6 protein-coding genes are annotated in these 22,594 nt (G+C 63.4%); 4 read left to right on the top strand and 2 right to left on the bottom strand.

Annotation, left to right across the window (positions count from 1 at the left end):
* The first annotated feature begins 158 nt into the window (after positions 1-158).
* From I6E52_RS07585 to I6E52_RS07570, 4 genes are all read left to right on the top strand, one after another.
* Positions 159-18,389 carry a DUF11 domain-containing protein gene (locus I6E52_RS07585; RefSeq protein ID WP_197155973.1) on the top strand — a complete coding sequence of 6,077 codons (18,231 nt, stop codon included), beginning with the start codon at positions 159-161 and terminating at the stop codon, positions 18,387-18,389.
* Positions 18,386-18,835 carry a hypothetical protein gene (locus I6E52_RS07580; protein WP_197155969.1) on the top strand — a complete coding sequence of 150 codons (450 nt, stop codon included), beginning with the start codon at positions 18,386-18,388 and terminating at the stop codon, positions 18,833-18,835. Before I6E52_RS07585 ends, I6E52_RS07580 begins: the two co-directional genes overlap by 4 nt.
* A gap of 78 nt (positions 18,836-18,913) precedes the next feature.
* Positions 18,914-19,549, top strand: a complete 636-nt coding sequence (locus I6E52_RS07575; protein WP_307842438.1) for a TrmH family RNA methyltransferase — start codon at positions 18,914-18,916, stop codon at positions 19,547-19,549.
* 6 nt (positions 19,550-19,555) lie between these two features.
* Positions 19,556-20,803 (top strand): FAD-binding oxidoreductase, encoded by a 1,248-nt coding sequence (locus I6E52_RS07570; RefSeq protein WP_197155963.1) that lies wholly within the window; start codon positions 19,556-19,558, stop codon positions 20,801-20,803.
* Positions 20,804-20,830: 27 nt separating this feature from the next.
* On the opposite strand, the gene I6E52_RS07565 is transcribed toward I6E52_RS07570, so the two are convergent.
* On the bottom strand, positions 20,831-21,235 hold the full coding sequence (locus I6E52_RS07565; RefSeq protein ID WP_197155960.1) for a protealysin inhibitor emfourin: 405 nt from the start codon (positions 21,233-21,235) through the stop codon (positions 20,831-20,833).
* A 111-nt stretch (positions 21,236-21,346) separates the two neighbouring features.
* Positions 21,347-22,450 carry a M4 family metallopeptidase gene (locus tag I6E52_RS07560; RefSeq protein WP_197155958.1) on the bottom strand — a complete coding sequence of 368 codons (1,104 nt, stop codon included), beginning with the start codon at positions 22,448-22,450 and terminating at the stop codon, positions 21,347-21,349.
* Between the last annotated feature and the right edge of the window lie 144 nt (positions 22,451-22,594).

Below are 22,594 nucleotides of genomic sequence, written 5' to 3'. Positions count from 1 at the left end.
CGACGTTCTAGCCCCAGTGAAGGGCAGATTCGGGTAGTTAGGGTGTCCAAAACTTCGACCTGCGGTTTATGGTTGAGAGAGATGCGCTCACCCGAAGGGCTATTCGTTGACGATGCGACGACCCGCAAAGTCAGGGATTTGAACCCGGGGGAGAGATAGTGCGGCACAACAGCATCAACGTGGAGCGCACGCAACGCAGCGCTCGAAGCGCGTTCATGCGTGGCGTCGCATCCGTCGTAGCCTTCGGTCTTCTCGTGGCCGGATTGACTGTCATGCCATCATCGCCCGCCGAAGCTGCCGTCGTGCAGTGGGGAACCAACGCCGGTACGTCGCCGAGCTACCAAACCACCGTTAACGGTGACTTCCTCATGGCCGGCAACGGCGTGCTCGCGTGTAATCGGCCTCTCTACACGGCAGCCCAAATCGGTTCTTGTACCGATTTGCACTCCGCATCTGGTGGAAACAACAACACCGCCAACGACAACTTTTACCTTGAGAATTCGAACACGGTCGCGGGATTCACTACGAACTCGAGCTCGGCGAACATCACGATTCCTGCTGGCGCAGCCGTCAAGAAAGCTTTTCTGAGCTGGAGCGCTAACACTGGTGTCTTCACCGGTACGACCGCCAATGCGTGCACCACTGTCAACGCCACACGGGGGACCGCGCTGATGCCTGCCGGTTCGGCAACCGGTTACCGCACTGCGCCCGCCACGCTCAAGGTCGGCACCGGCGCCATCACTACCGTGGCGCCGACGACAGTGCTCGAAGACCCGGTCGGCACGACTTCGGCGATTTACTACAGCGCGAGCGCTGATGTCACCACAGCTTTTGCCGGAGCGCTCACGGGAACCCCGCTCACGGTGTCCGCTGGTGACTTGTGGGCGCCGCAGGGTGCCGGATGCTACGCCGGCTGGACCCTCACGGTCGTCTATGACTACGGCGTCTACATCCCCAGCAACCTCAATTCGGCCCCGCACCGCATCATCTTCTACGAAGGTCACGTTCGCATGACCGCCGCCGAGGCTCCCCTCACCGTCGCGTTTAATGGCTTCAGCGCGATCGCCACGGGAACCCGCGCTGGTTTCTCGCTCTATGAGGGTGACCGCATCATCCAGGGGGACATTGCGGAGTATTCGCGCGGCAATGGCGGTTACACCCAACTAGCCAACAGTGCGGGTAACACGAATAACATTGGTATCGGTCGAGGAGAGGGCTCTGTTCGCTACACGGCGCTCACCGACACTGGCCCGTTCACTAACCAGAGTGTGGATGTCGCGACCGTCGATCTGCCCAACGTGCAGTCGGGCGACACCTCCGTCAACCTCCGCATGAGCACCAGTGGTGACTCGTACCTGCTGCAGAATGCGATCCTCTCGGTGCCCAGCGCGGGAATCAACGTCTCAAAAACCTATGACGGAACGCTCGACCAGCAGTCGCGCACGGCAACAGAACCAGCGACCTTCACTATCACCGTCACCAACTCCGGTGTCGGCATCCTGCAGAACATTGTGATTGCGGATGACCAAACAGACTGTGCGCGAACGCTGACGGGCGTCACGCTCGCCCCCCTTGAGTCCTATACCTATACGTGTGTTGCTAACGGGCCGACGACGGCCAGTTATGACTCGACCGCTACAGCGACAGCGAGCACCGTTGTTGGCGCGAGCCCTGCCACGGGCAGCGACTCCACGCGGGTGCTGTTGTCCTCTCTCACACTCGCCAAGACAAGCGCCCTCGCCGGTGGAGCAACCGGTCGTGCCGGCGACACCCTGAATTACACGTTCACCATCAAGAACAACGGTGACTCGCCCCTCACAGGAGTCGCGGTTACCGATCCGATGACCGGACTTTCGGCCCTTACCTACACGTGGCCAACAGCAACCGCTGGCGCGCTCGCCGCGGGGGCGTCGGCAACAGCAACGGCGACCTACACCCTCACGCAGGCTGATGTGGATGCCGGTTCGATCGCGAATACCGCGAGCGCCACCGGAACGGATGCTGATGGCGGCGTCAAGCCGGTTGCGACAGCAAACCGCACCACCCCCATCCCGGTGAATGCTGTTCTCGAAACGAAGAAGACGGCCGCCTATGCCGGCGCCGGAGTCGGCAATGTCGGCGACGTCGTGAACTATTCGTTCTCCGTAAAAAACACCGGTAACGTCACGCTCACCTCGGTGACGCTGACCGACCCGCTGACGGGGCTCTCGGCCATTGCCGTGACGTGGCCAGGAACCTCCGGCACGCTCACCCCCGGGCAAACCGCGACCGGTACGGCGACGTACACAGTCAAGCAGTCCGATGTGAACGCGGGCAAGATCGTCAACCAGGCGAGCTCCACCGCACGAACCCCCAAGAACGTTGCCGTCACGGGTGTCAGCAATGAAGTGACCTTGGCAACCGCGCCTGCAGCCCCCGGGCTCACCACCACGAAGTCGGGAACCGTTGCTGAGCCCAAGGGCGTCGGCAGCGTTGTCACCTACAACTTCAGTGCCAAGAACACCGGAAATGTCACCCTCACCGGGGTGACCATCGCTGACCCGCTCGTCGGGCTTTCCGCTCTGACCTACTCGTGGCCGGGAACCGCCGGAACCCTGGCTCCGGGCCAGACCGTAACCGCCACCGCGACATACACCGTGACGCAGGCGAATGTTGATGCCGGTCTGGTGCGCAACACGGCCACCAGCTCGGGAACATCACCCAGTGGAACTGCCGTCACTGCAGCGTCCCCTCGCGTAGATGTTCCGCTGCAAACCCGCACCCCTGCCGTCTCTCTGACCAAGTCGGGTGCGCTCGCGGGCGGCTCGACCGCTGGCAGCACCGTGAACTACTCCTTCGTTCTCACGAACTCGGGCAACGTGACCCTCACGAACGCCGGCATCACTGACCCTCTCTCCGGCCTCTCGGCTATCACGTATGGCACGTGGCCCGGCACCGTCGGCACTCTCGCTCCCGGTCAGTCCGTCACGGCAACGGCCACCTACACGGTGAAGCAGTCGGATGTCGATGCTGGCGCCATCGTGAACAGTGCGACCGCAAAGGGCACCCCTCCGACCGGTGCTGACGTGTCGCGCACGACGCCCGCGACGGTTCCGATCACGGCCGATGCGAAGATGATCGTCACGAAGTCGGGTGCGTACACAACCGGTTCCGGCGCGGTGGGCTCGGTTATCACCTATACGTTTAGCGTCAAGAACGATGGAAACGTCACTCTCAGTCAGGTTGTGCTGGCCGACCCGCTCTCGGGTCTCAGCACGATTTCGGTGACGTGGCCCGGAGCATCCGGTGTGCTCACCCCCGGACAGACCGCGACGGCAACCGCGACCTACACGGTGAAGCAGTCCGATGTGGATGCCGGTTCGGTCACGAACACGGCGACCGCTACTGCGAAGACACCGACCGGCGGCACGGTGACGCAACCTTCTGCGCAGTCTGTGCTGCCTACGGTCACCCCCACGCGACTCATCACGACGACGAAGTCAGCAACGATTGCTGGCGCCGGAACCGGCAAGGTCGGCGACGTCATCAGCTACTCGTTCAGTGCGAAGAATGACGGAAACGTCACGCTCTCCGGCGTCACTATCGCTGACCCGCACGCGGGTCTTTCGGCGCTGACCTACACGTGGCCGGGCGCGACCGGCGTCTTGGCTCCGGGGCAGACCGTCACCGCCGTAGCGACCTACACAATCAAGCAGTCCGATGTGGATGCCGGCTCGGTGAAGAACATCGCCACCGGTAGCGGTACGCACGGCGGCACCACCGTGAGCAACCCCTCGTCTGAGATCACGGTTCCGACCGTCGCGGCGAATCCTGTCATCACGACGCTCAAATCGGGCGCTCTCGCGGCAGGCTCAACAGGCCGCGCTGGCGACACCGTGAACTTCTCGATCAAGCTCACCAACTCGGGCAACGTCACCCTCACCTCGGTGTCGGCCGCCGACACTCTGCCCGATCTTTCGGCCCTTACCTATGGCACATGGCCTTCGGGAACCGCCGGAACCTTGAAACCGGGTGAGTCGGTTACGGCCACGGCGACTTACGTTCTCAAGCAGACCGACGTAGATGCTGGCTCCGTCGCGAACACCGCCACCGGTACCGGAAAACCACCGCTCAGCGCTGCAGTCACCAGCACGAGCCCCGCCACCGTTCCGATCACGGCAGGCCCCGCGCTCACAGTCTCCAAGTCGGGAGCTGTCACGACCGGTAACGGTTCCGTCGGCGACACTGTCACGTTCTCGTTTGTCGTGCGCAACACCGGTAACGTCACCGCCACCGGTGTTGGTATCACCGACTCCCTCGTCGGGCTCTCCGCTGTGACCTTCGGTACGTGGCCGAGCGGCACGGCCGGCACGCTCGCTCCCAACACTCAGGTGACCGCTACGGCTACCTACCTGATCAAGCAGGCTGACGTAAACGCTGGCTCGGTGAAGAACACGGCAACGGCATCCGGTTCAACTCCGTCGGGCGGAACGGTCACAGCGACGTCGCCGCAGGCTGTTGTGCCGACCGTCGCATCGTCGCCCGCCATCACAACTCAAAAGTCGGCGAGTGTTGCTGGCACCGGTGCGGTTGGCGACGTCATCACGTACACGTTCATCGCGAAGAACACCGGTAACGTCACGCTCACGGGCGTCTCGATTGCTGATCCGCTCTCGGGACTTTCGGCGCTGACCTACGGCACATGGCCCGGCGGCGTTGCCGGAACGTTGGCGCCGAACGCGCAGGTAACTGCCACGGCGACCTACACAATCGTGCAGTCCGATGTCGATGCCGGCTCGGTCAAGAACACCGCAACCTCGACGGGCTCCTTCGGCGGCACCACCGTGACCGGGCCTTCGCCCCAGATCACCACACCGACCGTCGCCTCGGTTCGCACCATCTCGATTACTAAGAATGCCGTGTTGGCGGCGGGCGCAACCGGCGCAGCTGGCGATGCCGTCACCTACAGCTTCGTCGTGCGCAACACCGGTAACGTCACGCTCACGGGCGTCGGCATCACCGATCCGCTGCCTGACCTTTCGGGCGTCACTTTCGGAACGTGGCCGAGCGGAACAACCGGTCGCCTCCTGCCGCAAACGCAGGTCACGGCCACTGCTACCTATATTTTGAAGCAGTCGGATGTTGACGCCGGCTCAGTCGCGAATACTGCGACGACCCGCGGCACGCCTCCCACCGGTGCCGCCGTTACCGCCACAGCGCCCGCCACTCTGGTGGTCGCGCCGAATGGTGCGCTCGCCGTCACAAAGACCGGTTCGGTCACTTCGGGTACGGGTGGCGTTGGCAGCACGATGACGTTCACGTTCAGCATCACGAACCCCGGTAACGTCACGATGACCGGTGTCGCGATTGCTGACTCGCTCGTGGGCCTGTCGGCTCCGGTTTATACCTGGCCGACTGCCACTGCTGCACGACTCGCCCCCGGCCAAACCGCGACCGCAACGGCGACGTACACGGTGAAGCAGGCCGATGTTGACGCTGGTTCGGTTTCGAATACGGCAACCGTCTCGGGCAAAACCCCCACAAACGCAACGATCACGTCGCCCTCGTCGACCGCGAATGTTCCGACGATCACAGGGGCGCCGCAGCTGACCACCACCAAGTCGGCGAACGTGACGTCCGGTGCCAAGGTTGGCGACTCGATCACGTACTCGATCGCAATCGCGAACACGGGAAACCAGACCATCACCGGCGTCACCCTGACCGACTCGCTCGTGGGTCTCTCCACTCCCGTTGTCACATGGCCCGGCGTCGCGGGAACCCTCGCTCCTGGCCAGACCGCAACAGCTCTCGCGAGCTACACCGTGAAGCAGTCGGATGTGGATGCTGGCTCGATCGCCAACACCGCGTCGGCTGCGGGAACAGCTCCGGGCGCGACTCCCGTCAACGATGACTCCAACCCCGTGGTCACCACTACCGTTACTCCGGCGCCGACTCTGTCGCTCGTGAAGTCGGGCACACTGCCGGCTGGTTCCACGTCGGTTGCTGGCGAGGTCGTTACCTACAGCTTCGTCATCCGCAACACTGGCAATGTCACGATCACCGGTGCCGCGGTCACTGACCCGCTCTCGGGTCTCTCTTCGATCACCTACGGCACGTGGCCGTCGGGCACCACCGGAACCTTGGCACCGAACACTCAAGTGACAGCCACCGCTACCTACACGGTGAAGCAGACGGATGTCGACGCGGGTTCGATCGCGAACACCGCGACCGCAACGGGAACGGGTGTCAGCGGCGGCGCCGCAACTCCGAAGACCAGCAGCGCCACGGTTCCGCTCGTCTCGACTGCCAAGCTCACCGTCTCCAAGACCGGTGCGGTTGCGGCGGGAGCCAACAAGCTCGGCGACACCGTCACCTTCTCGTTCGTCGTCAAGAACACCGGTAACGTCACGCTCTCGAGCGTCGGCATCACTGACTCTCTCGCGGACCTCTCTGCTGTCACCTTCGGCACCTGGCCGGGCGGCACGACAGGAGTTCTCGCTCCCAACGCTCAAGTCACCGCTACGGCGACGTACACCATCAAGCAGTCTGACGTGAACGCTGGCTCCGTGAAGAACACGGCGACGGCATCCGGAACCCCGCCATCTGGACCTGTTGCTACAGCAACCTCGACGCAGGCTGTTGTTCCCACTGTTGCGGCGTCTCCCGCGCTCGTCACGACCAAGAGCGCTGTTGTCGGCGGCACGGGAACCGGTGCGATCGGCGACACGATCACGTACACCTTCACGGCACGCAACACGGGTAACGTCACGCTCACGGGCGTCACGCTGACCGACCCGCTGTCTGGGCTTTCGACCCCCACCTATGTGTGGTCGGGTGGCGTCAGCGGCCAGCTCAACCCCAACGGCACCGTCACCGGAACCGCCACGTACACAATCACTCAGGCGGATGTCGACGCCGGTTCAGTCAAGAACATTGCGACCGCAACGGGTACGCCTCCCACCGGTGCTGCCGTCACTGCTCCGTCGCCGCAGCTCGTCACGCCGACGATCGCGTCTGCTCCGACGATCGGTGTGACCAAGTCTGGCGCTCTCGCGCCGGGCGCGCAGGGTGTTGCTGGTGACGTTGTCACGTGGAGCCTCTCACTCACGAACTCGGGCAATGTGACCCTCACCTCGGTAGCGGTTACTGACTCGCTTCCCGGCGTCTCCGCCGTGACCTACGGCACGTGGCCTTCGACGGCAGGAACTTTGGCTCCGGGCCAGAGCGTGTCAGCGACGGCAACGTACGTTCTGACGCAGGCCGATATTGACGCTGGTGCTGTCTCGAACACCGCCAATGGTTCGGGTACTCCGCCGCGTGGTTCGCCGGCAACGGCCACTGCTCCCTCAACCCTCCCGCTCGCATCGAACTCCAGCATCACGCTCGATAAGACCGCGGCCGTTGTGTCTCCCGGCACGGGCGTGGTGGGCGACACCATCCGCTACACCTTCACCGCCGAGAACACCGGTAACGTCACGCTGACCAACGTGATTATTGCGGACCCGCTTCCCGGTCTCAGCGCACTCACCTACGGCACCTGGGCCAGCGGTACTGTTGGCCGCCTCGCTCCGGGGCAGACCATCACGGCAACGGCCGACTATGTGATCCGCCAGGCTGACCAGAACGCCGGCGTTGTCAACAACACGGCGTCCGTTTCGGGCAAGCCTCCCGCAGGCGCGAACGCCACGGCGTCGTCTGCTGCGGTAGCTACTCCGACCGCAACTCGCGTTCCCGGCATCCTCACCACCAAGACCTCGAGCGTGGCCGGAACCGGCGCCGTCGGCGATGTCATCACGTACACGATCACCGTGCGCAACACGGGAAACACGACCCTCACTTCGGTGTCGGCGAGTGACCCGCTCTCGGGACTCAGCACACTCACCTATGGTGCGTGGCCCGGTGGAGTGACGGGAACGCTGCAGCCCAATACGCAGGTTGTCGCCACCGCGAAGTACACGATCAAGCAGTCCGATGTGAACACGGGTTCGGTCACGAACACGGCAACAGGTCAGGGCACGTCGCCCTCCGCCGGTGTGATCACCGACCCCTCGGATGAAGTAGTCACTCCGACGGTCGCTGCTAATCCTGTCGCTACTTTCGCGAAGTCCGGTGCGCTCGCTCCCGGCTCCGTTGGTGCTGCTGGCGACACCATTACCTACACCTTCACGACGAAGAACACCGGAAACGTGACTCTCACGGGCGTTGCCGTCAGCGATCCGCTGGCTGACCTTGGTGCGATCACGTACACGTGGCCGGGCGCTACTGGCGTGCTCACCCCGGGTCAAACCGTCACGGCAACCGCCAACTACACGGTGAAGCAGTCCGATGTGGATGCTGGCTCCGTCAGCAATGCCGCGACCCTCACGGCCACCCCGCCCTCCGGTACGCCCTTCACCGAGACTGACTCGGAGACGGTGTCGATTACCCCCGCCCCCGGAATCACGGTCAGCAAGGTTGCTTCCGTCGGTGGAACGGGCGAAGAGGGCGACGTCATCACCTACACGATGACGATTCGCAACACGGGTAACCAGACGCTCACCGTGGTGACGCTCATCGACAACTTGCCTGGGTTGAGCACTCCGACCTTCGTGTGGCCGGGGGCGGACAACGAGCTCGCGCCGGGCCAAACGGCCACCGCGACCGCGACCTACGCGATCGATCTCGACGACCTCAACGCCGGCGAGGTAACCAACACCGCCAACGTGACCGCTCAAACTCCGGGTGGCGGCCCCGAGGTGACGGCTAGTTCCGGCGCCGTCGTTGTTGCGACCGGTGACCAGCGTCCCGAGCTCACGACGACGAAGACAGCAAGCGTCGTGCCGAGCCCTGCCGCTGAAGGCACCACCATTACGTACTCCTTCCTCGTGGAGAACACCGGAAACGTGACGATTGAGAACATCGTTCTCAACGACCCCCTGCTGGGTGGAGCAACGCCGACGTTGTCGGCGACGTCTCTCGACCCCGATGAATCGGCCACGGCAACCGCGACGTACACGATTACGCAGGCGGATGTCGACGCCGGTTCGGTGACGAACACCGCGAAGGCAGCCGGTGCCACCACAGCAGATCCCGCTGTGCCGGTTGAAAGCCCGGTTTCCTCGGTGACCACTCCGACCGAGCCCGCTGCCCCCGGCATCTCGGTCACGAAGTCAGGCACCGCCGCGCAAGATGCCGGTGACCTCATCGACTGGACCTTCACCGTCACCAACACCGGCAACGTCACTCTCAGTGGCGTGACCCTCAACGATGCGCTTGCCGGTGTGACGCCCGTCTTTGGCACCTTCCCCAGCGGTATCTCCGGCCAGCTCGATCCCGGCGACAGTGTTCTCGCAACTGCTGACGACTACGTCGTGACGCAGGCGGATGTCGACTCGGGTTCCGTCGTGAACACCGTGACCGCATCCGGTACTCCGTCGCGTGGTGCCGTCGCTAACGCGACCACCGCCGCGACCGTACCCTTGGCTCCCGATGCGGGAATCACGATCGTCAAGTCCGAAGACGCGACGCCCGCCGACCGCGGGCTCGGCGACACCGTGAGCTTCACGTTCACTGTCACCAACACCGGTAACGTCACGCTGAGCTCGATCAGCATCATCGATCAACTCGATGGTGTCTCGGCGATCAGCTACGACGATTGGGACGGCAACCCCGCCGGTTCACTCGGCCCGAACGACGTGCTGACGGCAACCGCTACTTACGTCCTGACGCAAGACGACATCGACCTCGGCTCCGTCGACAACGACTCGAGCGTGCTCGCCTTGACCCCTGCTGGTGTCATCGTGGATGAGGACTCCAACACCGTCACCGTCACTACCGATGCGACGGCTCCCTCTCTCGTCACCACCAAGGCCGCCGTGCTCAACGGCACCGGCATTGTCGGTGACACGATCAGCTACACGATCACGCTGCTGAATGACGGAAATGTCACGCTGACGGATGCTGCGATCACCGACTCGCTCGCGGGGCTCAGCGCTCTCGTGTATGGCGAATGGGTCTCCGGCGTCGCTGGCGAACTAGCTCCCGGTGAGTCCGTCACGGCCACCGCGAATTACACGATCACTCAGGCGGATGTCGATGCTGGCTCGGTCAGCAACATCGCGACCGGTGACGCCGAGTCCGCTCGTGACGGCGCTGCCGTCACGGATGACTCGCCTGCCGCGGTCACGCCTCTCGTCACTCAGGCCGCTGCGATTTCGGCGACCAAGACCGGTGCACTGGAATCCGGCTCTGAGGGTGAAGCGGGAGACTTCATCGACTTCTCCTTCACGATCACAAACGACGGAAACGTCACGCTCACCGGCGTGACGCTGACTGACCCGCTCACCGATCTGTCGGCCATCACGTACACCTGGCCCACCGCGACCGACGGCGTCTTGGCTCCGGGCGAGACCGCAATGGCGGTAGCGACCTACGAGCTCAAGCAGAGCGACGTGGACTCCGGTTCTGTCGTGAACTTGGCCACACCATCCGGTGTTGACCCCAACGCCGTTGACGTTGATGGCACCGAAGTCGCCGCGACGGTTGTTGTTGAACCCGACGCAAGCCTGAGCGCGATCAAGACGGGCGAGCTGCGTGCGGGCGGAATTGGTCAAGTCGGCGACATCATCGACTACTCCGTGACCGCCACCAACACCGGTAACGTCACGCTGCACGACGGCCAACTGGTTGACCCACTTCCCGGAATTAGTGACCCCAACATCGTCTGGCCGGACCCGGCTCAGCCCGGCGTTCTTGGCGTCGGCGAGTCCGTCACCGGAACCGCGGAGTACACGCTCACCCAGGCCGACATCGACCTCGGGTACATCGAGAACACGGCGGAAGTTCAGGCCCTCACACCGAACAATGCCGTTGTTCCGGCGACCACCAATACCGTCGTCATCCCGACGGTACGGCCCGCTCCGATCCTGACCGTCGACAAAACTGCGGTTGTTGCCGACAACGGCGAGCTCGGTGACGAGATTGCGTACGCGTTCACGATTACCAACGACGGAAACATCACGATCGACGGCATCACTCTTGCTGACCCGCTGCCCGGTCTCACCGACCTCACGGTCAACTGGGATGTCGCAAACACCACCCAGACGCTCGCCCCCGGCGAGAGCGTCACCGCCACGGCAACGTACGAAATCACTCAGGATGACGTGAACGCGGGAGAGGTTCGCAACACGGCAACCGCGAGTGGAACCGACGCGCAGGGCACGGACGTCACTGGTGACTCGCCCGAGGTCGTTACCGAGGTCGTCGCCGCCGCTCCGTCGCTCAGCGCGACCAAGAGCGCGGCCCTTGCTGCGGGAGCAACCGGAGTCGCGGGCGACACCGTGGAATACAGCTTCACCGTCACCAACAACGGAAACGTCTCGCTGACATCCGTCGACCTCATCGATCAGCTACCGGGCCTCACCGCCGTGACGTTCGGCACCTGGCCGACCGCGACCGACGGCGTGCTCAACCCTGGCGATGACGTCACGGCGACTGCCACGTACACACTTCTGCAGAGTGACATCGATGCTGGTTCGGTGGCGAACAGCGTTAACGCCATGGGTGTTCCGCCCACGGGATCTGCTGTAACGCAGCCTGCTTCAGCAACCCTCCCGCTGACGGCGGCTCCGAACTTCACGATCGTGAAGACAGGCGACCTAGGAGTTCAGCTGGGTGAAGTAGGCGATGTTGTCGACTACTCCTTCACCATTACCAACTCCGGAAACGTCACGCTCTCGGGTGTGCTGCTTATTGACTCGATGCCCGGCGTCAGTTCGCCGGTTCTCACGTGGCCCGGTGACGCGCAAGTTCTCGCTCCCGGCGAGACCGCGACCGCAACGGCCGAATACACGATTACTCAAGAAGACGTTGATGCCGGTTCGGTGACGAATACGGCCGAAGCGCTCGGCACAACGCCCGAGGGCACCGAATACCTTGAGTTCTCTGACCCGGCGGTGAACCCCACTGTTGATCGCACGGCATCCGTCACGATCGACAAGGTCGGCAGCACACCGGATGGCGCGTCGCTCGACGACCTTGTTCAGTATGACTTCACGCTGCAGAACACCGGTAACACCACCCTTAACGGCGTCGCGATTGATGACCCGCTTGTCGGACTCTCGACCATCGTGTACTCGTGGCCGGGTGCTGATGGTGAGCTCGCTCCCGGCGAGACCGCAACGGCAACCGCGACCTACGCGATTACTCAGGCTGATATTGACCGCGGCTATGTTCGCAACTCGGCGGATGTCGATGCCACGTCACCGCTCGGTGCGGTCGAGGACTCGGTTGGCCCTATCGATGTGCTGACGGATGCCGCTGCTCCAGCGATCGAGACCACCAAGAACGGTGCGCTCGAGGCGGGCTCAACGGGCTTCGCCGGCGACATCATCGACTACTCGTTTACGGTACGAAACAGCGGAAATGTGACGCTCACCGGTGTCACGCTGACCGACCCGCTCACGGGGCTTAGCGCGCTGACCTACACGTGGCCCACCGCGACAGACGGCGTGCTTGCGCCCGGCCAGAGTGCAACCGCAGTTGCCACCTACGAGCTCACTCAGGCTGATGTTGATGCGGGCAAGGTCGACAACACGGTAACGGCCGAGGGAACAACTCCTGCGGCAGGCACCGTCGACGACACTGCCGATGAGACAGTGACGATCACGCCAGCACCAGTGCTCACGCCCTTCAAGTCGGGAACGATTCTGGATGGTGGCGTCGGTGCTGTGGGTGACACCGTGCAATACACGCTCACTGTGACCAATGACGGAAATGTCACGCTCTACGACGGCCAGCTGCTCGACCCGTTGCCGGGTCTCTCTGTTCCGGTTATCACGTGGCCAGATAGCGAAAAGCCGGGTGAGATTCCGGTTGGCGAATCCGTCATCGGCATAGCGACGTACGTGATTACGCAAGCAGACGTCGACCTCGGCTATATCCCCAATACCGCAGACATGTCGGCGCAGACCCCGCAGGGGGTTGTCATTGTCGAAGCCTCGAACGAAGTTATTGTGCCGATGGTGTTGCCGTCTCCGAACATCACGGTCACCAAGTCTGGTGCGCCTCAGGGCTCGGCTGATCTCGGTGACATCATCGACTACTCCTTCGAGATTCTGAACTCTGGAAACGTCACGCTGGACTCCGTCACGCTGACCGACCCACTGCCGAACCTCTCGGCGATCACGATTACGTGGCCGACTCCGACGAGCCCCGGCGTGCTCGCTCCCGGTGAGATCGCAACGGCGACGGCTGACTACGAGATCACCCAGGACGACGTGGATGCTGGGGCTGTTCTGAACATCGCCACCGCCGATGGCGTTGACCCCAACGACACCGACGTCACTGATGACTCTGAAGCGAACACCGTTCCGACGGAAACCATTCGCGCTGAAGTGGAACTCACCAAGAGCGGCGTTCTCGCTGACCCGGCTCGCGCCGACGAGGGCGATACCGTCAACTGGTCGTTCGAGTTGACCAACTCCGGCAACGTGACCCTCACGGGCGTCGAGATTGTGGACACCCTGCCGGGCCTTTCGGCTCTGACCTACACGTGGCCGGACACCGCTGGCACGCTCGAGGTGGGGGAATCGGTTACGGCGACCGCGACATCCACTCTTACTCAAGAGCAGATCGACGCGGGAACAGTTGCTAACGACGCGACCGGTTCTGGAACCCCTCCGCGCGGCGATGCTGTCAGTGATCCGGCAACCGCTTCGGTGGTTTTGGCTCCGCAGGCGGGCATGGCTGTCACGAAGGATGGAACTGTTGATGGCGCCGGCAACGCGGGCGACACTATCGACTATGACTTCGGCATCACCAATACCGGTAACGTCACGCTGACCCTCGTCGACCTCGTTGATGCCCTCGTCGGCGTGAGCAGCCCGGTCTTCACCTGGCCGGGAACCGAGGGAGAACTGCAACCGGGTGAGACGGTTACGGCTACTGCTGACTACACGATCACTCAGGATGACGTCGACCGCGGCAGCGTCTCCAACGTCGCTACTGCGAGTGGTAAGCCGCCCATCGGCGACACCATCACGGTGAGCACGACGGTCACCGAAACGACCGTGGCTCCTGCCGCTGCATCCCTGCTGCTGACCAAGTCGTCGAGCACGGGCGCCAGTGCCGGGGTGAACGACATCATCACCTACACGTTCGAGGTTGAGAACACCGGAAACGTCACGGTCGACGAGATCGTGATCACCGACCCGCTACCCGGCCTCAGCACGCCTGTCGTGAACTGGCCAGGAGCCAACGGTGTTCTTGCTCCGGGCGAGATCGCCACGGCGACCGCAACCTACGCGATCACCCAGGCTGATGTCGATGCCGGCACGGTTGATAACACCGCAGTGGCCGATGGAACCTCGCCGACCGACGCTGCGGTTGCGAGCAACACGGCCCTCGAGTCGACGCCGACGGATGCTGCTGCTCCCGACATCCTCGTCACCAAGAGTGGCGCGCTCGCTCCCGGTTCGACAGGCTTTGAGGGCGACCTGGTGGAGTACGAGTTCTCGGTGACGAACACCGGAAACCAGACTCTGACGGCGGTATCGCTGGCTGACCCGCTTCCGGGGCTTTCAGCGCTCGTGTACTCGTGGCCCACCGCTACGGCAGGAACGCTCGTGCCCGGTGCTGTTGTCACGGCTACCGCGACCCACGAATTGACCCAGGCAGATATCGACTCGGGCTCGGTTGCGAACGTCGTGACCGGTAGTGCAACACCGCCCTCCGGTGTTGCCTTCGAAGAGGATGCTCCCGCTACCGTCGCTATCGCCGCGAATGGCGAGCTGGAGACCACGAAGTGGGGCGTACTACGCGCTGGTGGAATCGGGCAGGTCGGCGACTGGGTCGACTACCGTCTCGAAGCAACCAACACGGGTAACGTCACGCTCATCGATGGTGAACTGCGCGACCCGCTCCCGGGCCTCAGCATTCCGACCATCACGTGGCCGAACCCGGCCCAGCCCGGCGTAATTTTGCCCGGCGAAACCGTCATCGGTGAAGCATCGGTTCAGCTCACGCAGGAAGACATCGACCGCGGCTACATCTCGAACATTGCGGACGTCGGCGCTACCGACCCGAACGATGATGACGTTTCGGCGACCACCAACGAAGTTATCGTCACGACGGTTCAGCCGCAGCCGAGCATGACGGTCGTGAAGTCGGGCGAGATCGCTCTGACGGGCGAGAACGGCGTCGGTGACTCTGTCGACTTCGAGTTCGAGGTTCGCAACACCGGTAACGTGACGATCGGTTCGATCGTTGTGACCGATCCGCTGCCCGGAATGAGCACGCCGACAGTGCAGTGGCCGACCGCGGTAGAGACACTCGCGCCCACCGAGACGGTGACCGCAACGGCCAGCTACCTCATCCGTCAGTCGGATGTTGACCGCGGCTACGTCGAGAACACGGCAAGTGCTACGGCAGTTCCGGTGCGCGGCGATCCCATCTCCGCAACCTCGAACACGGTCGAGGTGCCCACCGAGGCTCCGAGCGTTGTCGTTTCGGTGACCAACGTTGGCGCTTTGACGAACCCGGGCCCGGCCGTCGAAGGCGACACTGTCACCTGGAACTACAGCTTCACGAGCACGAGCAACGTGACGCTCTCGGGCGTTGAGCTGAGCGACTTCCTCGGTTCGCTGCCCGCCGGCGATTACACCTGGCCCGGAGACGTGGGCGTTCTCGCTCCCGGCGACACGGTCACGGCAGTTCGCGTGCAGACATTGACGCAGGCCGATATCGACTCAGGTGCGGTCTCGAGCGTCGTCACCGGTGAGGGAACTCCTCCCGTGGGCGCAGCGGCAACCGCCACTGCTCCGGCAACCGTCGCTCTCGCGGCCGATGGCCTGCTGCAGGTGACGAAGTCGAGCGAGCTGGCTGTCGCTGGCGAGAACGGTCCTGGCGACACGATCGATTACACGATCGTGGTTACCAACATCGGAAACGTCACGCTGCGCACGGTGACCATCACGGACAGCATTGACAACGTCTCGATCAACTCGATCGTCTGGCCCGCCAACAGTGGCGTACTGGCTCCGGGTGAATCGGCGACGGCGAGCGCCACGTACGTTCTCGAACAGGATGACGTGGACCGCGGCTATGTCGACAACACTGCATCCGTTCGTGGTGTGACGCCCGGCGGCGCTGCTGTCACGGCGACGTCGCCCGTTGATCGTGAACCCACTGCGGATGCCGAGCCGAGCATTACGGCCGAGAAGTCGGGCGCAATCACGTCTGGTTCGGGCGAAGTGGGCTCCGAGATTACTTATAGCTTCACTGTGACGAACACCGGAAACGTGACGCTGCACCTTGTGGGCGTCATTGACCCGCTCATCGATGTAGTGCCTTCTGACCTCACCTTCCCCTCGGCCACCGGTATTCTCGGGCCGAACGAGCAGGCTATTGGTTCGATTGTGTACACCATCACTCAGGACGATGTTGACCGTGGAACCGTGGAAAACACGGCGACGGGAATCGGAACTGCGCCCGATGGCACCGAGGTCAACGGGGTGTCGAACACGGTGCTCAATCCGACCGAGGATGCTGAGCCGTCCATCGTCACCTCGCACACCGCGGCTCTCGCTGCGGGCGCAACTGGCGTACTCGGCGACGGCATGGATTACACGTTCACGATCACGAATGACGGAAACGTCAGCCTCGATGGTGTGACGCTCTCGAACACGATCCCCGGCCTCACCGGCTTTGTCTACACGTGGCCAGACGCGGCCGCTCCGGGCGTTCTCGCTCCGGGCGAAAGTGTCACCGTCACGGCGACTCGTCTTGTTGACCAGGCGGATGTCGACGCTGGTGAAGTACGCAACGTCGCGACCGGTGAGGGCAACTCCCCGACCGCCGTAGCAGTGGATGCCGACTCGGCTGTCACCGTGGTGCCGCTGATTCAGGCGCTGTCGAGCATTGACATTGCCAAGGCTGGCGAACCGCGCGACGCGGGCAACCCCGTCGTCGTCGGTTCCTGGATCGATTACACCTTCACCGTCGAGAACACGGGCGAAACCACCCTGAGTGGTGTCACTGTTGCTGACCCGAAGGTCGGAACGACTGCGGTCGTGTACGGAACTTGGCCTGCCGCTGACGGCGTACTCGCTCCCGGTGAGTCGGTCACGGCAACCGCGAGTTACCAGGTAACGCAGGCAGAGTTCGATGCCGGCTCCGCGTCGAACACCGCGAATGTGACCTCGACGAATCCGGCGGGTGACGACGTGATCGACACCTCCAACACGGTTGTGGTGCCGACCGCTGCTGGCACGCCAGACATCGGCATCACGAAGACTCAGGTGCTGGCCGCAGGTGCCACCGGCAACGCGGGAGACATCGTGGAGTACAACTTCGAGGTCACCAACACCGGAGATGTCACGCTGAACGGTGTCACGATCGCCGACGACCAGATCGATCTCAGCACGCTGACGATCACCTGGCCGGGCACTCCGGGCGTTCTCGCTCCGGGCGAGTCGGCCACGGCAACCGCAACGTATGTGCTCACGCAGGATGACGTGGATGCCGGCTCGATCAGCTCCGACGCCTCCACGGCGGGAACGCCGGCAGTGGGCGCTGTGGTGACGGATACCGCGACCGGCTCAACGCCGATTGTTGAAGACCCGTCGATGACCATCACGAAGTCGAGTTCGTTCGCGACTCTCGCCCAGCAGGGTGCAACCGTGAACTACGTCATCGAGGTCGTCAACACGGGTAACGTCACGCTCACCGCAGTGGTGATCAGTGATCCCAAGCCGGGCGTCTCCGCGCTCACCTACAACTGGCCGGGTACTCCGGGTGAGTTGGCTCCGGGGGAGTCGGTTACTGCAACGGCAACCTACGTGATCACTCAGGCTGACGTGGATGTCGAACAGACCACGAACGTGGCCACGGTCGACGCGAACGCTCCCTCGGGTGCCATCGCGCCGGAAGAAGCGACCGACGTTCTCGCGATCCCGAACGTGCCGAACATTGCACTGACGATTTCGGGTGTGCTCGGTGCGGGCCAACAGGGCTATCCAGGCGATGTTGTGACGTTCACCTACGTTGCAACAAACACGGGAACGCTGCCACTCACGAACGTTACGATCGCCGACCCGCGGTCGGGACTGTCGGCCATGCGCTATGGCGTCTGGCCGGGAGCGATTGGTTCGCTCGCACCGGGCGAATCGATCACCGCTACCGCAACCTACGTCATCCGTGAAAGCGATGCCGGAACGACGCTGTACGAAACGGCAACGGTCACCAGCACCGAGCTCAACTCAGGTGACCCGGTCGTCGCCACCGCACAGACAAGTTTGCAGCTACCTACCAAGGCGCTCTCTTACACTGGGTCAGACCCCCGAGGAACCCTCGCAACTGGCGTGGGCACCCTGCTCCTGGGCCTCGCACTGATCCTGCTCGCCCGCAGAAGACAACGACAGGAAAATTCATGAAGCTCCGCACACGACTGACCGCTACCGCTGTTCCTTTTGCGATTCTCGCGCTCACGCTGGCGGGATGCACCAACGGCACTGAGGAACAGCCTGACGCCGCCGAAAGCTCGGCAGCGGCAGAGCAGACCCCCGGAGTAACTGACATCACGGATGCTCCTGGCACTGGCGAAAACCTCGAAGGTGCTCTTGCTGATTCCACGGTTGACCAGTGCGAGCGCGACGGCGACGAGTGGATCGTGAACGGGTCGGTAACGAACTCGACTGATGCGAGCGCCACTTACCGCATCTATGTCTCACTCCTCAACGGCGCCAATGACACTCGTGCTCTCACCCAGGTGGATGTCGACGCAACGGAGCCCGGCGCGACGACCGACTGGGAGACCGTCATCCCTGTCGCCGAAGACGAGCTCACCTGCGTGCTGCGCGTCGAGCGCTACGAAGGCTAGCCGCGCGCAGACGCCCCGCACGGGGTTGCCGCCACGAGGCGGTACTCAGGCTAGGCCGCTGACGACTATCGTGGAATGGTGACTGAACCGAACCCCAGCGTCGAGCTGTCGACCAACGGCGTGGGGCCCTGGCAGGGCGAATTGCCTACTGATGCCCACTACGACCCTGTGCTGCTCGAACGCGGCGATACCCGCAACGTTATTGACCGGTATCGCTACTGGAATATGGAAGCGATCGTTGCCGATCTCGACGTGACGCGGCATCCCTTCCACGTTGCCATTGAGAACTGGCAGCACGATATGAACATCGGGTCCATCGTGCGCAGCGCCAATGCGTTCGGTGCCGACACGGTGCACATCATTGGGCGGCGGCGCTGGAACAAACGCGGCGCCATGGTCACTGACCGCTACCAGCACGTGCTGCATCATCCGGATGTCGCGGCCTTCGTCGAGTGGACTGAAGCCAACGACCTGCCGATCATTGCGATCGACAACGTGCCCGGCAGCGTCATCATCGAAACGTTCGACATCCCCAAGCGCTGCGTGCTGCTGTTCGGCCAAGAGGGCCCCGGGCTCTCTCCCGAAGCAATTGACGCCGCCACGGATGTCGTAGAGATCAGCCAGTTCGGTTCAACCCGATCCATCAATGCGTCAGCCGCGGCTGCCGTAGCGATGCATAACTGGATTACCCAGCACGTCAGCTTCACGAAGTAGGGAACCATGACACAGCCCGCGAAAGTCACCATTATTGGCGCCGGAATCGTAGGGCTGTCAACGGCCTGGTTCTTGCAGGAGCGTGGCGTTGAGGTCACCGTTCTCGACCGCACGGGCGTTGCCGCTGGTGCGTCGCTCGGTAACGCCGGCTGGGTTGCTCCCGCACTGACTCTTCCGCTGCCCGAGCCTTCGATTTTTAAGGTCGGCATCAAAGCGGTTATCGACCCCACCTCGCCCGTGTACGTTCCGGTCGCCGCCAACTCCACGCTGTTGCGCTTCCTCGCCGGCTTCGCTCGTCACTCGACGCCCAAGATGTGGCGTCGCAACATGGTCACGTTCGCCGAGATTAACAAGTGGAGCCTCGAATCCTTCGACCGCATGGAAGACGGGGGAGTCTCCGCCGCGCTCAAGCACGCCGAGCCCTTCCTGGCTGCTTTCACTAACGAATCCGACCGCCAAGTCATCACCCACGAGTTCGATGAGGTTGCCGCCGGTGGCGGGCACGTGAGCTTTGAGAAGATCACCGGTGACGAACTGCGCGAGTTCGAGCCGAGCGTCTCCAAGCTCGTGACTCATGGACTGCGGGTGGATGGCCAGCGCTTCATCAACCCGCCCTCGTTCATGCAAGTACTGGCGGCATCTGTGCGCGCTCGCGGCGCCACGATCGTGGAAGGCGCGAAAGCGACCGGTATCCGCGACCTCGGTGCTGCCGGTGTCGCCGTTGACGTCGAAGGCCAGAACGCGGTGCTCAGCAACGAAGTCGTTATTGCTACCGGAACGTGGCTCGGGGACCTCGCCCGTCAGTTCGGTGTGCGCCAAGTCGTGCAGTCGGGCCGCGGCTACAGCTTCAGTGTGAAGCCACCCGTGATTCCCACGCACCCGATCTACCTGCCCGCTCAGCGCGTAGCCTGCACGCCCCTGGGCGACCGGCTGCGCGTGGGAGGCATGATGGAATTTCGGTCGGTCGATGCGCCCGCCGATTCTCGCCGCATCCAAACCATCGTCAACGCGGCCAGCCCCATGTTCGATGGCGTCGACTGGGATGCTCGTGAAGAAGAGTGGGTCGGCTCGCGCCCCTGCACTCCCGACGGCCTGCCGCTTGTCGGCGGCACGCGCTCGCCGCGCGTTCACGTCGCCGGCGGTCACGGAATGTGGGGCGTCACCCTCGGTCCATTGACGGGGCGGATTCTCGCCGACTCGATCACCGGTGGAGAGAAGCACCCGCTGCTCACTGCCTTCGACCCGCTGCGCTAGCGCTAACCGCGCCGGAGGCCGTGGGGCTTAGCGCTCGTCGTCGAGCTCGTCGGGGAGTCGTTCTGACTCTCCGGTGGGTGCGGCTTTGGTTTCGCATTCTGCTTTGGGATGTGATCGGGGCGTCGGGGCTGACTGTCGCGCGGGCTGCGGCTCGGGCGCAGGACGTGACGGCTGTGACGCGTCGCGCACGCGATCAACGAGTTCACGCCAGGGGCCAACGAGCTGCTGCTCGGGGATGACCGCTTCGTGCGGTTCGCAGTGAATTTCGTAGGTGTAGCGATCGGGCATCGTGTTTTCGACCGGATGCTCGTGCCAGGGGCATTCGGAGATGAGCACGTACCACCGCTCGGGGTCGGGTTGCTCGTCGACAACGACATCCCACTCCACGCTTCGACCGAGGAGGCCACCGCTTCGCAACACCTGTACCTTCACACGTGCATGCTATCCGGTCAGCGTGCAGGCGAACAGGGTGCGGGCGCTCAGAGAACGGGAATGCTTCCCGCCCGTGTCAGTGCGAACCCGTGAGCGCTCAACGCTGGGGTGTCAGGCGGCGGTCGGTGTAACTCCGACCAATGCCCAGCCGGCTTCGACCGCGCGCTGTTCGGTGGAGCCGTCTCCGAAGCGAGCAACCGCAGCCGCGATGGTTGCGGCAGCGAACTCAGAGAACTCGCTGCGGGGTGTGAGCGAGCCGTTGGTGAGGGTGTCAAACCAAATCTGACCGGCACGCTCCCACGCGAAGCCGCCGAGGGCGTCGGCGGTGCTCCAGAAGGCGCGGTTGGGAATGCCCGAGTTGAGGTGCACACCACCGTTATCGGATTGCGTGACGATGAAGTCGTCCCAGTGAGCGGGCTGCGGGTCTTTGCCAAGCACATCGTCGTCGTAGGCGGTGCCGGGCGCCTTGAGCGAGCGCAGCGCGTTGCCTTCGACCTCATCGGTGAAGATGCCTTCGCCGACTAACCACGATGCTTCGGCCGCGGTCTGGCGCCAGGCGTGCTGCTCGACGAGTGCCCCAAACACGTCGGAGACGTGCTCGTTGAGGGCGCCGCTCTGACCGCGGTACACAAGGCCCGCGGTGAACTCGGTGACTCCGTGGGCGAGCTCGTGGCCGATGACACTGAGCGAGCGAGTGAAGCCGGTGAAAATTTCACCGTCACCATCGCCGAAGACCATGCGGCTGCCATCCCAAAAGGCATTGTCGTAGAGCGTGCCGAAGTGCACGGTCGCTTCGAGGGGCGACGAACGATCGTCGATCGAGTCACGCTCAAACACCTCCCAGAACAACGCGAAGGTGTGGCCGAGGCCGTCATAAGCCTCCGTCACCGAAGCGTCGCCTGTCTCGGGCTCTCCTTCTGAGCGCACGAGGATGCCGGGCAGAGTCTCCCCGGTCTCGGCGTCGGAAATGGCTCGGCTCACAACGCCGCGCTCTGCTGGCTCGTCGGGGCGCAGCGACCGCGGTGGGAGCTTGTGCTCGTGACGCCCATGATCGAGGTGATCGTGACCGATGTCGGTGAGGGAGCGCTTCGCAGCCTGCGCTGCTCGCTCAAAGCGGGGGTCGTCGAGCGTCGCGATTCGCGACAGCAAAAACGGGGGAACGATCGCGCACAGGGCGCGAGGCGAGTCAGCGGGGGAAACGTGGTTCAGTGGCATCCGGAACATGCTTCATGCTGACACGGACCACCGACGCTGGCGATGAACACTCACGATTCTCACGGAGTCCCCAGCTACGCCGCCACGCAAGAAATCGCTACGACAAGCACAAGACTGCTCTCGGGTAGACTGAGGTGTAATCCC

The sequence above is a fragment of the Salinibacterium sp. NG253 genome (assembly GCF_015864945.1).
Lineage (GTDB): Bacteria > Actinomycetota > Actinomycetes > Actinomycetales > Microbacteriaceae > Rhodoglobus.
The sequence above is the reverse complement of the archived record's forward strand: the minus strand, read 5'-3'. Positions and strand labels throughout refer to the sequence as shown.